The organism is Gracilibacillus oryzae, assembly GCF_009498735.1.
GTDB lineage: Bacteria > Bacillota > Bacilli > Bacillales > Amphibacillaceae > Gracilibacillus > Gracilibacillus oryzae.
In genome coordinates this window covers 47625-60330 of the sequence record NZ_ML762446.1, presented here as the reverse complement: position 1 = coordinate 60330, position 12706 = coordinate 47625, and the positions used below count along the sequence as shown (strand labels likewise).

Here is a 12706-nt window from a genome sequence, read left to right as displayed (position 1 = left end):
ATCCCCTCTATTTTTATTAAACTCTACTTTGTCTCATGATGCGGCTAAAAAAAGGAACACTTTTTCAGTGGCCTCGCGCTGTTCCCACAGGAGTCTCGCGTTTTTCACCAGCTCTAAATTGTGTTCTTAACGAATAAGAAGAACGAATTATTAACTGCTTATACAGGACCTTGATTTAATAAGCTGATTCACGTACATCGTCCCCCATCGTATTAGCACCTTAAAAATATAGACAGAATATACCAAGTGAAGTAAATTAACGGAGACTCCTGTGGGAGCAGAGTCCTAGGCGAGACCCCGCAGTGAGCGGGTTTTGCGAACGAGGAGGCTTGTCAGACGCCCACGGAAAGCGCAGTTAATTTACGGAACGGCGTGCCTTCACTGTATTAATTAGTGATTTTATCGTACTAAAGTGCAATTAACCTAGTTTTATAGAGGTGCTGATCCTCTTTCTCATGGATTTCTATTGAACATCCCTCTATTCACTGCTATAATCTATCCTAGTATATTGTGCTCGCACATAGGAGTTGAAGACATTGACGAACGTTAGAAATCAGAGTAGGGTAAGAAACTTTTCGATTATAGCACATATCGATCATGGTAAATCAACATTAGCTGATCGAATTTTAGAAAAAACAAAAGCATTAACATCAAGGGAAATGAAAGAGCAATTTCTTGATGCAATGGATCTTGAACGGGAACGTGGCATAACAATTAAATTAAATGCCGTCCAGTTAAAATATCAACGCGAAAATGATGAAGAATACTTATTCCATTTAATTGATACACCAGGACACGTCGATTTTACATATGAAGTGTCAAGAAGTCTGGCAGCATGTGAAGGGGCTATTCTAGTAGTCGATGCGGCGCAAGGTATTGAGGCTCAGACACTTGCAAATGTTTATTTAGCTCTTGATAACGATTTGGAAATTATTCCTGTTATTAATAAAATTGACCTTCCAAGTGCTGATCCTGAACGGGTGAAGCAAGAAATTACAGATGTCATCGGAATTGATGGCGATGAGGCAATCTTAGCAAGTGCGAAGTCAGGGATTGGGATTGAAGAAATACTGGAACAAATCGTTGAGCGGATTCCAGCACCAGAAGGAAATCCTGACGAACCGCTAAAAGCACTGATTTTCGACTCACTTTATGATCCATATCGCGGTGTAGTTGCATATGTGTGTATTAAAGAGGGTTCTGTCAAAGTCGGTGATAAAATCCGCATGATGGCAACAGGTAAAGAATTTGAGGTAAACGAAGTAGGTGTATTCAATCCAAAACCGATTAAACAGGATATGTTGACAGTCGGTGATGTTGGTTATTTAACAGCATCAATCAAAAATGTAGGGGATACTCGTGTTGGTGACACGATTACACTAGCAAACCGTCCCGCTGACGAAGCATTGCCAGGTTACCGCCGATTAAATCCAATGGTATTCTGTGGTTTGTATCCAGTCGATGCGGATAAATATAATGATTTAAGGGAAGCACTGGAGCGATTGGAACTGAATGACTCTTCTCTTCAATATGAAGCTGAAACTTCACAAGCATTAGGGTTTGGTTTCCGTTGCGGATTCTTAGGATTGCTTCATATGGAGATTATCCAGGAACGAATTGAACGTGAATTTGGTATAGACTTAATTACAACAGCACCTAGTGTTATTTATAAAGTAATTAAAACAGATGAAGAAGAATTAACAATTGATAATCCATCTTTTATGCCTGACAACCAATCCATCAAAGAAGTCCAGGAGCCATACGTGAAAGCATCAATTATGGTGCCAAATGACTTTGTTGGACCAGTTATGGAAATTTGCCAGAAAAAACGCGGTGAATTTGTTAATATGGATTATTTGGATGAGAACAGAGTAAGTGTAGTATACGAAATCCCGCTATCTGAAATTGTTTATGATTTCTTTGATCAGCTGAAGTCCCAGACTAAAGGGTATGCTTCGTTTGATTATGAGATGATAGGCTATAGAGTGTCCAACTTAGTGAAAATGGACATTCTGTTAAATAACGACACAATTGATGCTCTTTCTTTTATTGTCCATCGTGATTTTGCCTTTGAACGCGGAAAGCAAATTGCTGATAAATTAAAGACCTTAATCCCGAGACAGCAGTTTGAAGTACCGATCCAGGCTGCTATCGGAAATAAAATTGTGGCAAGAACCAATATAAAAGCGATGCGTAAAAACGTTTTGAGTAAATGTTATGGTGGGGATATTTCCCGTAAACGTAAATTGCTTGAGAAGCAAAAAGAAGGAAAGAAACGAATGAAAATGGTCGGTTCTGTCGAAGTTCCACAGGAAGCGTTTATGGCAGTATTGAAGATGGATGATGATTAAATCAACTTTTATGGTTGCTTTTTAGTTAGAAATGTATGATTATCCACCCAATAGCCACCGAAGGGAGGTTAAAGGGTGGAGGTTAATCATGCATTGCACTTTCAAATATATCTACTACTTCTTTTCGCATCTTTTTGGTAAGATGAGAGTAGGTATCGGTAGTTACACTCAACCGAGAATGACCAAGCCTTTCTTGGATCGCTTTTGGTTTTGCGCCACTCTCCATTAATAATGTTGCATGGGTATGTCTCAAGGAATGAAAATTAAAATCGATGGAAAGTTTATCTCTTAATTTCCTTCCGTTCCATTTGCACACATATGTGGTCACAAGATCGCCATTTTCCTTAGTGCATACGAAATCACTATCAGTATAAAATTCGCCGTATTTGAGCTTATTTCGCTTCTGACGGTTACGTTGTTTTTTTAGGATATTAATTAATGTTTGGCCTATTTCAATCTCTCGGTAAGAAGATTTAGTTTTCGGTGAACCGAATTCCCATTTTTTATTAACATTAATCAATATTTTTTCTACTTTTATCAAGCCGTTTTCTAGATCTACACAATCCCATGTAAGGGCGCAAACTTCACTAACACGCATTCCTGTATTTAATCCGATATGGAATGGAATATAAAATGGATCGTCTTCTTGCAAATAGCTAATAATCTTTTTGATTGTATCCCTAGATAAGATCTTTAAGTCCTTTTTAGTTGTTAATTTATCCTCAAATTTAGGAATTTTAACATAGTGCATCGGATTAACCTTGATCAATTGATAAGGATATACAGCTTTATCAAGTGAGTTCTTTAGCACGCTATGAAAAATAGTCATAGTCTTTCTGGAGAATCCTTCTCTAAACTTTGCATTAATAAATTTTTGACAGTTTTCTGGAGTTAAGGATCTCAATTTTTTTAAACCTAAATTTGGTTTAATGTGGTTATTTATCACTCCTCTATAGTTTTCTACTGTATTATGCTTTAAGTTTAACTCCACATGTTCATTCATCCAAAAATCTAAATAATCATGAAGCGTGGTTTCTGACGGTTCAAAAAATATACCGGTATTTTCATATTCTGCTATTGCTTGTCTTAGTATTCTTTCTGCATCAGCTTTATCTTCTGCTCCAATTGCTTTTCGCTCAATCTTTTTTCTTTTACCATCAATCTTACCTACATCAAAATAATAATACCAGTTACCATATCTTTTTCTTACTCCTCCACGCATAACTTATCCCTCCTCACTATAATCATCGATAACTTGTGTCATGCCGCTACCTGCAATCTCACCAATTAATTTGTTGTCTTCTATATAGATTCGAGAGTAGACAGGAATTTTAATCAAGTCTTGTTTGGACTGTTTCTTAATTTTGTATTTTTCTAAATTTATCAGCATGTGCATTCTCCTCTGCATAAAATGATTTATTTAGTATTTCGTGGTGAATATGAACAATTGGACTATCTCCAAGTGTGAACAAGTAGACATTTGATTCGTATGTTTCTAAGAAATCCTCTACTAAGTATTTAAGAATTTCTTCTGGAATTTTTTTGAAAGATAAATGTGACACACTAACCCTATTCTGTTTAGAAGATCGTACATGAATAACCTTGTATTCATCGTTAAGTAAATAGATTTTTAAATTGCAAGTACGACCAGCTTTTATCAATTCTATTGATTCTTTTGAATAAGCGGATGTTATCTCTTTTAAATGCAATGAAATCACTCCTATAAAAAGGAGACAGGTGATCAGCCTGTCTCATATTAAATTATTTTGCGCTAAGAAAAATTAATCTATGATTTTTTAAAATTAACTTCTAGTTCATCAGCAGATGATTTTGGGATTTTCATGATATCACCTAAAGTTAAAATTCTGTAATTTATTTTTTAATTTTCCAATAATTTTAATATTTTTATCTGTGATGGGATAAATGAATAGGTGGATAATTAGGGTTATCACTAACTAATGTAACTAAGGTTTTTAGAATAAAAAAAGCAGCGGAAAGAATCTGCTCTTTTTATTCAATTAATCTAAATTAACTACATATGTTACGACTTTACCGTGTATAAATAAATTTGAATCATCAACAGGAATGACGTTATCTGTAAATCGAGTATCAAATGAACTTGGTCTGAAAATTACACTCCCATCACTTCTATACATCCTTTTTACAGAAAATTCATTATTATGACTATAAACCACAATATCTCCATCATTAATATTTTCTATAGGATAGGGCTTAATTGCAATTAAAGATTGATGAGGAATAACTTTATTCATAGATTCGCCATTTACTTTCGTAATTATAATGTCTTGATCACCAGCCCATTTCCCCAGAATTGAATCTGGAAGAGAAATTGTTTCTATATTATCGACAGTTATTGGATCTACCATATCAGGTACTCCAGCTGATATGTGAAGTGGGAAATAATTGTATCTACTATTTGTTTCAAAGAATTTGTTTTTTTCCTCTTCTGTTATTGCTGATCTATAAACCCCAAAATAATCCGCCATTAATTGAATTTTGTCTAATCGCGGGTATCTTTCGCTATTTATCCAACTAGAAACAGTTGTTTCTGATAAACCAAGTTCTCTTGCCATATCAGTTTGTGTTTTTCCTTTAGAGTTTAATAATCTCTTTAGGTTATCAGATAGGATTTTCCTCTGTATTTGAACTGTTTTCTTATCGTTCATAGTAACCACCTCTCATAATCATAACTCCATAATACACAATAAGTGAATAAAATTCAACATTAAAATATAATAAAATTCACTTTTTGTATTGACGGTACACTATAAGTGTAGTATATTGTGTGTAACAACAGAAGAGTAGGGGGTGATTGCCGATGCCGATTCAGGTCGCATATCAGAATTACACTCTTAGTTTAAAAGCGGCTCGTGTAGAAAAAGGATATACACAAGAAGCTTTAGCTGAGAAACTAGGTATCACCAAACGAGCATACATTAGTTGGGAAAATGGAGATGTTAGACTTAAACCTTACATGCTTTACTCCATTGCCTATGTTCTGAAAATGGATGCAGACAATATTCGCGTTCCATTGGGATAATTTTTTACACAGCACTACACTTTAAGTGAAGTGCTGTGAAGAAAGGAGGAGTATCATGGCCTGTCTCTATACAATAACCGAGGTTTCAAAGTTATTAGGTGTAAACAAGAATAGAGTTTATGACTTGATTAAAGCGGGTCATTTAAAAGGATTAAAACTTGGTGCATTAAAGGTTACTTCTTTTGAATTAGAGGCTTTTTTACAAAGAAACAACGGTATGGATATGTCTGATTTAACTGAAGTGAAAAAATTACAATTCAATTAAGTGAAAGGATTTGGAATTAGTGAAAGGTTATGAAAAAATGCACGATTCAGCACAAAAGTTGTTTAACAGAGTCCATACAAAACATTTAGCAGCAATGGGAAACGATATGCGAAAAGAATACGGACTTGACCAGGTAAAAAGAGTTAAACAAAACAATCTAGAGAAATGCGTTGAGGTCTACTTCAAAAATGGCGAAATGTTTAAGTATTACACAAACGGAACCTGGGGGTGAGAGAAGTGAAAAAATTCTATTTGAAAATTCCTTATTGGGTTCCAGAAAAGATTTGGAATATATGGGTTCTAAAAATAAAAAACAGCCACGTGAGGTGCGCTCATTGTGACTGTGTGACATTAAATGCTAACTATTGTACTAATTGCGGTCAACGTTTGAAGGAGAAATAAATCCATCTAAATAATACGTGGATTCAGAACCGCATCCGTCACAAAAACAGGCATATGAAGGAAGTGGAATGCGTTCACCATTATTTCGTGACATACAATGGTCGTTAGTGCAGTAATTGGAGTCTAATTCGTATCCACAATTCATGCAAAATTCAGCCGATTCGTATTCAGGCTCAAAGCCACATTTAATACAAGTTAATTTGTCATTTGTTTGAGTCATTATATTCACCTCCTACCAAATCAGATAGGAATATTATAACAAATTAATAGAGAAAGAAGGTGAAGAAGTGAGCGAACAGAAAGAAACCTCTGCGCCAACAGAGGTAGTTTACAAGAAAAGCATTCGAGAATTTGAAAAAGTTATAAGGGATAACAATTTATCTTTCAGAAACTCAACGTCCTTATTCCGAGAAGCTAGGGCAAACGTATTTAACGGATTTTTTCCCACTCGTACAGATCTGTAGGAGTATCTAAGATAATACTATTAAATTTATCCCATTCAAAACATCCAGTTGCATGACAATAAACATTATCTGCAGCTGCAATAAAGGAAGGTGATTGAATGATCTTACATGAAGCAGTTGAAAGGGACAGGTTAAAACAGTTCGAATTAAGATTCGAGGATATTAAATCAGGAAACAACAAAGCAATTAAAGCAGCGAGATTGGCTGTTTTGCAAGATGATATGGAACAAGTTTTTAAAATTCCACTGATCGGTAAGGAATGCGCTTATGAATTTCGGAGTGATAATCCGGAAATAATGCGACTTTACCGCCAAGTAGTAAGAGAAAGGGATGTTAAACCGGATGCCATTTTTAGATAATTTCTTAGAACATGATAGACCAAAAGCTATACAACTGAAAAAGGATATTAGTTATCACTTTGAGATTGCCCAGAAATACTTAAATGAATGTAAATTGGAAAAATCATCATTACATTTTGAGCATGCTATGACAATAAATAGCGAACTTAAGAGAATGCAAGGGGTGTCAACGTGAGGGTCAGAGCGGGTTTTTGGTTATTGTTAAAACCAAAGCAAAGGTTCAGTGTGATAAATTACTACAGCAATAAAAAAGCACCTTCGGCAAAAGGCGCTTTAGTAAAGAAACAATAATTTCTACAGACTAAGTTTAACATAAAATACAAAACAATGATAGACACAGGCTTAGCTAGCCTTGTCTTAACGGCCATGAGGGTTCCTCCTAATTAAAATATGAGCGTTTCGGTCAAAATGCCATTTAACACTCGTGGTCGTTAAGATGCGGCTAGCATCAATACATAAGAATCGAGGTGAATAGAATGCCTGAATTAATGGTCGACTTAAACGATTTTGCTAATGGGGCACTTGCAGAACGATTTAATTATGAATTGCAAAAGGTTCTAGAAAATATTTCAGATCCAAACACAGATTTTAAAGCAAAGAGGAAAATGGATATTAAGCTAACTTTTGAAACAAATGAAGAAAGAGAATTAGCAAGTGTAAGTATCCAGGTTAAATCTACACCGGCACCACGTAAGAATATAGGATCCGCTATCCTAATTGACCGAGATGGTACTGGAAAAACAGTAGGAGCGGAATTAAAGTCTGGAATAAAAGGTCAGACATACTTCGATACGGCCGATGGGAATTTGAAAGAAGATACCGGTAATGTCATTGATTATCGTAAGCAAAAAGAAGGAGGAAGTAAATAATGATTAGAGAAGCAATTGAATATATCGTCGGTTTAGGGAATAGAGAAACCTTTACTGAAAATGGCCAAACTTACGTTAGTGGTGATGTTCGACTTTTGAAAGAACCGCTGCCGGCAGAAATTAAAGTCAGTACACTTTCTGCATTAGTAAATTATGCAAAATCAAGGTTTGATGGAGAAGAAAAGTTCTTGATCCATATTGTGAGTCCTACTAAAGTCAGACTTCTATCCTCACTAAATTTGGATGCTGAAAGATCAAACTGGGTAGAGGCAAATGCTTTATTACCAGATATCCCATTTGGTAGACACCTGGACATGGAAGAATTCAACATCCTTTTGCAATCTGCTTTCCTGCAGAACGAAGCCAGAGACATTCTTCTTAAAGTGGTCGGAAATGTAAAAGATGAAGATGTGAAAAATTATGGTGATGACGGAGTTTCTCAAACGGTTACTGCAAAAACAGGAGTTGCTCAAGTTGGAGATGTAGTTGTTCCTAATCCTGTAGAGCTTGCGCCATATAGAACATTTGTAGATATTGACCAACCTGAGTCAGATTTTGTATTCAGGATGAAAAAAGGACATTCTGGTCCAGCCGGTGCACTGTTTGAAGCGGATGGTGGAGCATGGAGGCTAGAAGCAATCACACTAATCAAAAACTTCTTAACTAAGAATCTAGCGGACGAAATAGAATTAGGGAATATTCATATTTTGTCATAACTGGGTAACGGTTATTCCGTTATCCCCTTAATGATAAAAGAAATATGCGAATTACATCAAAGTTTAGCTGTATTTAAAGGAGTGATTAAGTAATGTCAGATTTAAAAATCATTAATCATGCGGATCAACGTGTATTGATGACGAATCAATTAGCAGAATCTTTTGGTACCAGTTCAGACATAATCAACAGAAATTTTCAAAGGAATTCAAATCGTTATACTCATGGAAAACATTATTTTGCTTTATCAGGTGAAGAATTAAGGGAATTTAAAGGGTCCCGACAATTTGACGCCACCCTGAAATATACTTCTGTATTATACCTTTGGACTGAGAAGGGCGCCTGGCTACATGCAAAGTCACTTAACACAAATCGAGCATGGGATGCTTATGAAATGTTGGTCGATGATTATTATAACGTGAAAGAGAATTTGCCACAGGCGCCGCAATCCTTGGAATTAGCACTTCAAGCAGCGCTGGAACACGAAAGGGAAATAAAAACCATTAAGTCAGATGTCAAATACTTAAAAGGTAGCATGCGAATTGATTCTTTACAACAGCAGGAAATTCAAGAAGCGGCAAAATATTCAGTAGTACAAGCACTAGGTGGTGGGGATTCGAAAGCTTACGAAGACTTAAGTAAGAAAGTATTCTCTGCATTTTGGAAAGAATTTAAGAAACATTTCAAAGTACCGAGGTATGGAGATGTTCCCAAGGTGAAATTTGATGAAGCAATACGGTTTATAGAACTTTGGCGACCATCAACCTCATTACAGATAGAAATAGATCAAGCAAATAGTCAAATGGCAATGTAATAACAACATGAATTGATAGTCGCAAATGCGTAGGGTGATGTTACAGCATCTCCCTACGCCATAATTATACACTAAAAATCTCAAAATGAACAAGAGAGGGATATATGATGGCTAAATTTAGAATGGTACACACAGAGTTTTGGAATGATCCAAGAGTCGTCGAGGAATTCACACCTGAAGACAAATTCTTTTATTTATATTTACTTACTAACTCGAAAACAACACAAATAGGAATCTATCAAATTACTAAGAAGCAAATTGCATTTGATATGGGTTATTCAATGGAAACAGTCCATGCATTAGTTGATCGATTTACAAACTACCATGAGATTATTGCCTACAATCCGGATACGAGGGAGTTGGCCATAAAAAATTGGGGCAAATACAACCTAAATAGAGGTGGCAAGCCGGTATTGGACTGTGTGAAATCGGAGTTGAAAGAAGTAAAAGATAAAGAACTTATTAACTTTGTTGGGGCACGAATCGAAAAAAAAGAGATAAAAGCTATTTACGATTCGTACAACGATACGTTAAACGATTCGGTTTCAGATAATGGTGAAAATTTCAGTGATACCAAGGGTATCAAGGTTTCTTACGATACGTCAGACGATACGACAACGATAAGTGGGCAAGAAAAAGAAGAAGAAGAAGAAAAAGAAGAAGAAAAAGAAGAACAACAACAAAAAGAAAAACAAGTCAGTCGTAGTAGTCAAAATCCATTTACATTTTATGAACAAAATTTTGGGATGTTAGCACCTTTCATAGCTGAAGACATTTCTATGTGGATAGATGATTTAAACGAAGAATTAGTAATTAAAGCACTAGAGATAGCTCTTGAAAACCAAAAGCCTTGGAAATATGCAAAATCTATTCTGAAGGCTTGGTTAACGAAAAATGTAAAAACAATTAATGACGTTAAGGCACTAGAAGTAGAATTCCAAAAGCAGCAAGGAAGAAAATTCGGTAAGCCGTTAAATGACGACATTACTCCTGAATGGTATGAGAAACAAAAAGAGGAGCGTAAGTTAGAACAAAAACAAGAAAAATCCCAAGAAGAAATGCAAAAGGAAGCAGCAGAAGCAGATCGGATGTTAAAAGAATACTTATCAAAAAATGCATAGCAAGGATGTGCTCTGTTATGAAATGTGAAGAGTGTAAGGAAAAGCAAGCAGTATTCTGGGGTGAAAAATTCTGTTGGGAATGCTATACGAAATTATATGATAACCAGGGTGATCAATATGACAAAAATAGGAGAATATTTACCTTACTCAAAACAGCAGCAAGTCGGAAGAAAAAGAAAGAAGCAAAATCGGGACTTCAGCCCAAAGGTTAAGAAAGAGATATTTGAACGTGATCAATGGCGATGTGTTAAATGTGGCTCCTATTACTTAGAAGAGGTACCACACCATATTATTTTTAAATCACAAGGTGGATCTGGTGAAAAGCGGAATGGTGCAGCAGTATGTATCAATTGCCATAGATCCGCTCATAGGAAAGATGAAGTTAGACGGTGGTTTGAAAATTGGCGTGATAAATACCTTGATCAGAATGGGGATTTACTATGAATAGCTATATTTGTCCATTATGTGGAGAAGAAATGAAACATTGGAATCAAGGAATATATGAGTGTCCGGATTGCGGAAATATGATGGATGGCGATGATTTGGAGGAAATATTGGATTTTTAGAAGGGTCGATGAAGTAGGTGAGTATTTTGAAATATAAGGAACTACAAATCATTAAACATTCATTACAACATTACATCAAAAGACCTGACGCTACTCAAAAGGACATTAAAACAGAAAAACGATTACTTGAAAAAGTCACACTTGAGGTAGATGAAATGAAAGAAAGATATGAAATAAGCTAATCAATTACTAGAAAAGCATGCTTAATACACCAAAATCTTGAGTTATTGGAGGTATCGGAATGAACCAAATACCAGTAATAGCATTTAAAAATAAATCGAAAGAAGATCGATATCTAGCAAATGGACCAGATGCAGGTGACTGGTCGGATGAAGAATTAGATGTGCTAATTGATGATATACAGAATGCTTTTCTAATTTGGAGGATCGATAAGACAAAACCCACACAAGAGGATTTGGAAAACATCATCAAGGAATCAAGAGAGCATAAGCAGAACATGATTGAAAGATTTGGAGATGCCGCACTAATTAGTTATGACGTAGAAAAATGGCTGGAAGATTATGAGCCTGCATGGATAGAAATCACGAAAGAACAATTTGAAGCAAGTAAGGAGTGGAACTAATGGACCACAGCATTAAAAACAGTAGGAATCGAGGCTAGGTAAATGTCTGCACTTGAAGAAATTATGAAAATATCTAGTAAACTACCATTTGTTATTCTTCAGGACATCAACCAACGTATTGGTGATTGGTTAGCAAGCGGTGGTAAAGAAGATGACCCGTATATTGAGCAACAACTAAGATTTGCACAAAATGTATTGGAGGCATCCAAATGACCAAAAAACAACGCAAGCGGCTAAAAAGAAACTTGAAACGACTAAAAAAGGAACGGCTAAAGAGAGCCTGGAGAAATTTGTTTAAGGATATCTGAGGTGGTGTCAATGAATAAAGGCAAGAAGTTGAATCGAATGAAAATCTTTTATGAGATTGGAGATATCCAGGACAAGCACTGTAATAATTGCACCATAAAGAAAAGTGGAAACAATAACCATGAATGTGAAGGATGTTCCGCTTATGAAAGATTAAGAGAATTAGGATCCCACCTTGAGAATATATCAGGAGGAAAAAAGATGCCTGACCATATAAAACTTGAAGATCTAAAAAGTATTGACATTAATCTCATTGCAAAATTAAAAGAATATGGAATTACTTACGGACAGATGGCAAAACAATTAGGAATGAATTATCAGAAATTTATCAACGCAAAAAATGAAAAGTCAAACTCTCAAAAAGTCATAAAAAGTAAGGAGAAGACTATGGCAACTAAAAATAATTCAGAACTTGAGCAAGTAATGCAACAATTAAAAGATGACCTGAAAACATATAAAGAATCTGCTGGTGGGAGTAAAGAGTTAGCAGAGAAATATAAATTAGCTGCGGAGAAATGGGAAGAAGAATTTCACTCTGCAAATAGCCAACTGAAGCAAAATGAAAAATTACTGAGTGATGCGCAAGAGCAAGTGGATTATACAAAAAGACAACTGGAAGAAATAGAACAGATAGCAGATGAAAAGAAAGAGATTGCTGCTCAGCTTCATAAAGATGTCACCAGACTATTAGACTTGAAAGAAATGCATGAAAAGCGGATCCAACAACAGGATAAACACATTGAGCAGTTAGAAACCATGTTGATTCGATATATTCACATAAAAAATACTGATGGCATCGAGAGTTTGATTATTTAATACTCCAAATAAACA

General features: G+C 35.5%; 20 protein-coding genes. 15 read left to right on the top strand and 5 right to left on the bottom strand.

Translation table 11 applies throughout. The annotated features are described in order from the left end of the window. Window positions 1-536 precede the first annotated feature (536 nt). Window positions 537-2351 carry a translation elongation factor 4 gene (gene lepA, locus F9U64_RS19075; protein WP_153406490.1) on the top strand — a complete coding sequence of 605 codons (1815 nt, stop codon included), beginning with the start codon at window positions 537-539 and terminating at the stop codon, window positions 2349-2351. 82 nt (window positions 2352-2433) lie between these two features. On the opposite strand, the gene F9U64_RS19070 is transcribed toward lepA, so the two are convergent. From F9U64_RS19070 to F9U64_RS19055, 4 genes are all read right to left on the bottom strand, one after another. Continuing rightward, entirely contained in the window at window positions 2434-3573 is a 1140-nt protein-coding gene (locus tag F9U64_RS19070) for a tyrosine-type recombinase/integrase (RefSeq protein ID WP_153406489.1), read from the bottom strand. Window positions 3574-3576: 3 nt separating this feature from the next. Continuing rightward, a complete protein-coding gene (locus F9U64_RS19065; protein ID WP_153406488.1) occupies window positions 3577-3741 on the bottom strand; it encodes a hypothetical protein in 165 nt (54 codons plus the stop codon). Continuing rightward, window positions 3710-4060: a hypothetical protein gene (locus F9U64_RS19060; RefSeq protein ID WP_153406487.1), complete on the bottom strand. Its 351-nt coding sequence runs from the start codon at window positions 4058-4060 to the stop codon at window positions 3710-3712. Before F9U64_RS19060 ends, F9U64_RS19065 begins: the two co-directional genes overlap by 32 nt. 309 nt (window positions 4061-4369) lie before the next feature. Then, window positions 4370-5038 (bottom strand): LexA family protein, encoded by a 669-nt coding sequence (locus tag F9U64_RS19055; RefSeq protein ID WP_153406486.1) that lies wholly within the window; start codon window positions 5036-5038, stop codon window positions 4370-4372. Window positions 5039-5190: 152 nt separating this feature from the next. Between F9U64_RS19055 and F9U64_RS19050 the strand changes: the two genes are divergently transcribed. The 3 genes from F9U64_RS19050 to F9U64_RS19040 are packed head-to-tail and all read left to right on the top strand — an operon-like array spanning window position 5191 to window position 5909. After that, window positions 5191-5412, top strand: coding sequence for a helix-turn-helix transcriptional regulator (locus F9U64_RS19050; RefSeq protein ID WP_153406485.1), 222 nt, complete (start codon window positions 5191-5193; stop codon window positions 5410-5412). 55 nt (window positions 5413-5467) lie between these two features. Then, on the top strand, window positions 5468-5677 hold the full coding sequence (locus tag F9U64_RS19045; protein ID WP_153406484.1) for a helix-turn-helix domain-containing protein: 210 nt from the start codon (window positions 5468-5470) through the stop codon (window positions 5675-5677). Between the two features lie 19 nt (window positions 5678-5696). Beyond that, the gene (locus F9U64_RS19040) at window positions 5697-5909 is read left to right on the top strand and encodes a hypothetical protein (protein WP_153406483.1); all 213 of its coding nucleotides are present in this window, start codon (window positions 5697-5699) and stop codon (window positions 5907-5909) included. A 138-nt stretch (window positions 5910-6047) separates the two neighbouring features. Here F9U64_RS19040 and F9U64_RS19035 read toward each other — a convergent pair whose 3' ends face one another. Continuing rightward, complete coding sequence (locus tag F9U64_RS19035) at window positions 6048-6299, bottom strand: hypothetical protein (RefSeq protein WP_153406482.1); 252 nt, start codon at window positions 6297-6299, stop codon at window positions 6048-6050. A 342-nt stretch (window positions 6300-6641) separates the two neighbouring features. On the opposite strand from F9U64_RS19035, the gene F9U64_RS19030 reads away from it, so the two are divergent. The 11 genes from F9U64_RS19030 (at window position 6642) to F9U64_RS18990 (ending at window position 12691) form a co-directional block, all read left to right on the top strand. Continuing rightward, window positions 6642-6902: a hypothetical protein gene (locus F9U64_RS19030; RefSeq protein WP_153406481.1), complete on the top strand. Its 261-nt coding sequence runs from the start codon at window positions 6642-6644 to the stop codon at window positions 6900-6902. Next, window positions 6886-7077, top strand: coding sequence for a hypothetical protein (locus F9U64_RS19025; protein WP_153406480.1), 192 nt, complete (start codon window positions 6886-6888; stop codon window positions 7075-7077). The genes F9U64_RS19030 and F9U64_RS19025 overlap by 17 nt, the downstream gene beginning before the upstream one ends. A 301-nt stretch (window positions 7078-7378) precedes the next feature. Then, on the top strand, window positions 7379-7771 hold the full coding sequence (locus F9U64_RS19020) for a replication terminator protein (protein ID WP_228275801.1): 393 nt from the start codon (window positions 7379-7381) through the stop codon (window positions 7769-7771). Next, complete coding sequence (locus tag F9U64_RS19015; RefSeq protein WP_153406479.1) at window positions 7771-8487, top strand: hypothetical protein; 717 nt, start codon at window positions 7771-7773, stop codon at window positions 8485-8487. The genes F9U64_RS19020 and F9U64_RS19015 overlap by 1 nt, the downstream gene beginning before the upstream one ends. 92 nt (window positions 8488-8579) lie before the next feature. Further along, on the top strand, window positions 8580-9299 hold the full coding sequence (locus tag F9U64_RS19010) for an ORF6C domain-containing protein (RefSeq protein ID WP_153406478.1): 720 nt from the start codon (window positions 8580-8582) through the stop codon (window positions 9297-9299). A gap of 107 nt (window positions 9300-9406) precedes the next feature. After that, window positions 9407-10420, top strand: coding sequence for a DnaD domain-containing protein (locus F9U64_RS19005; protein WP_153406477.1), 1014 nt, complete (start codon window positions 9407-9409; stop codon window positions 10418-10420). Between the two features lie 117 nt (window positions 10421-10537). Continuing rightward, on the top strand, window positions 10538-10864 hold the full coding sequence (locus F9U64_RS19000; protein WP_153406476.1) for an HNH endonuclease: 327 nt from the start codon (window positions 10538-10540) through the stop codon (window positions 10862-10864). Further along, entirely contained in the window at window positions 10861-10986 is a 126-nt protein-coding gene (locus F9U64_RS23410; RefSeq protein ID WP_194287443.1) for a hypothetical protein, read from the top strand. Before F9U64_RS19000 ends, F9U64_RS23410 begins: the two co-directional genes overlap by 4 nt. Before the next feature lie 241 nt (window positions 10987-11227). After that, complete coding sequence (locus F9U64_RS18995; protein ID WP_153406475.1) at window positions 11228-11569, top strand: hypothetical protein; 342 nt, start codon at window positions 11228-11230, stop codon at window positions 11567-11569. A 42-nt stretch (window positions 11570-11611) separates the two neighbouring features. Further along, window positions 11612-11782, top strand: a complete 171-nt coding sequence (locus F9U64_RS22685; protein ID WP_194287442.1) for a DUF6877 family protein — start codon at window positions 11612-11614, stop codon at window positions 11780-11782. A gap of 132 nt (window positions 11783-11914) precedes the next feature. Continuing rightward, window positions 11915-12691 carry a hypothetical protein gene (locus F9U64_RS18990; protein ID WP_153406474.1) on the top strand — a complete coding sequence of 259 codons (777 nt, stop codon included), beginning with the start codon at window positions 11915-11917 and terminating at the stop codon, window positions 12689-12691. Window positions 12692-12706: the final 15 nt, after the last annotated feature.

Excerpts from the sequence above, each read along its gene's own strand:
- F9U64_RS19070 (WP_153406489.1), bottom strand. The coding sequence starts at position 3,573 with ATGCGTGGAGGAGTAAGAAAAAGATATGGTAACTGGTATTATTATTTT.
- F9U64_RS19065 (WP_153406488.1), bottom strand. The coding sequence starts at position 3,741 with ATGCTGATAAATTTAGAAAAATACAAAATTAAGAAACAGTCCAAACAA.
- F9U64_RS19055 (WP_153406486.1), bottom strand. The coding sequence starts at position 5,038 with ATGAACGATAAGAAAACAGTTCAAATACAGAGGAAAATCCTATCTGAT.
- F9U64_RS19050 (WP_153406485.1), top strand. The coding sequence starts at position 5,191 with ATGCCGATTCAGGTCGCATATCAGAATTACACTCTTAGTTTAAAAGCG.
- F9U64_RS19045 (WP_153406484.1), top strand. The coding sequence starts at position 5,468 with ATGGCCTGTCTCTATACAATAACCGAGGTTTCAAAGTTATTAGGTGTA.
- F9U64_RS19035 (WP_153406482.1), bottom strand. The coding sequence starts at position 6,299 with ATGACTCAAACAAATGACAAATTAACTTGTATTAAATGTGGCTTTGAG.
- F9U64_RS19030 (WP_153406481.1), top strand. The coding sequence starts at position 6,642 with ATGATCTTACATGAAGCAGTTGAAAGGGACAGGTTAAAACAGTTCGAA.
- F9U64_RS19025 (WP_153406480.1), top strand. The coding sequence starts at position 6,886 with ATGCCATTTTTAGATAATTTCTTAGAACATGATAGACCAAAAGCTATA.
- F9U64_RS19020 (WP_228275801.1), top strand. The coding sequence starts at position 7,379 with ATGCCTGAATTAATGGTCGACTTAAACGATTTTGCTAATGGGGCACTT.
- F9U64_RS19015 (WP_153406479.1), top strand. The coding sequence starts at position 7,771 with ATGATTAGAGAAGCAATTGAATATATCGTCGGTTTAGGGAATAGAGAA.
- F9U64_RS19010 (WP_153406478.1), top strand. The coding sequence starts at position 8,580 with ATGTCAGATTTAAAAATCATTAATCATGCGGATCAACGTGTATTGATG.
- F9U64_RS19005 (WP_153406477.1), top strand. The coding sequence starts at position 9,407 with ATGGCTAAATTTAGAATGGTACACACAGAGTTTTGGAATGATCCAAGA.
- F9U64_RS19000 (WP_153406476.1), top strand. The coding sequence starts at position 10,538 with ATGACAAAAATAGGAGAATATTTACCTTACTCAAAACAGCAGCAAGTC.
- F9U64_RS23410 (WP_194287443.1), top strand. The coding sequence starts at position 10,861 with ATGAATAGCTATATTTGTCCATTATGTGGAGAAGAAATGAAACATTGG.
- F9U64_RS18995 (WP_153406475.1), top strand. The coding sequence starts at position 11,228 with ATGAACCAAATACCAGTAATAGCATTTAAAAATAAATCGAAAGAAGAT.
- F9U64_RS22685 (WP_194287442.1), top strand. The coding sequence starts at position 11,612 with ATGTCTGCACTTGAAGAAATTATGAAAATATCTAGTAAACTACCATTT.
- F9U64_RS18990 (WP_153406474.1), top strand. The coding sequence starts at position 11,915 with ATGAAAATCTTTTATGAGATTGGAGATATCCAGGACAAGCACTGTAAT.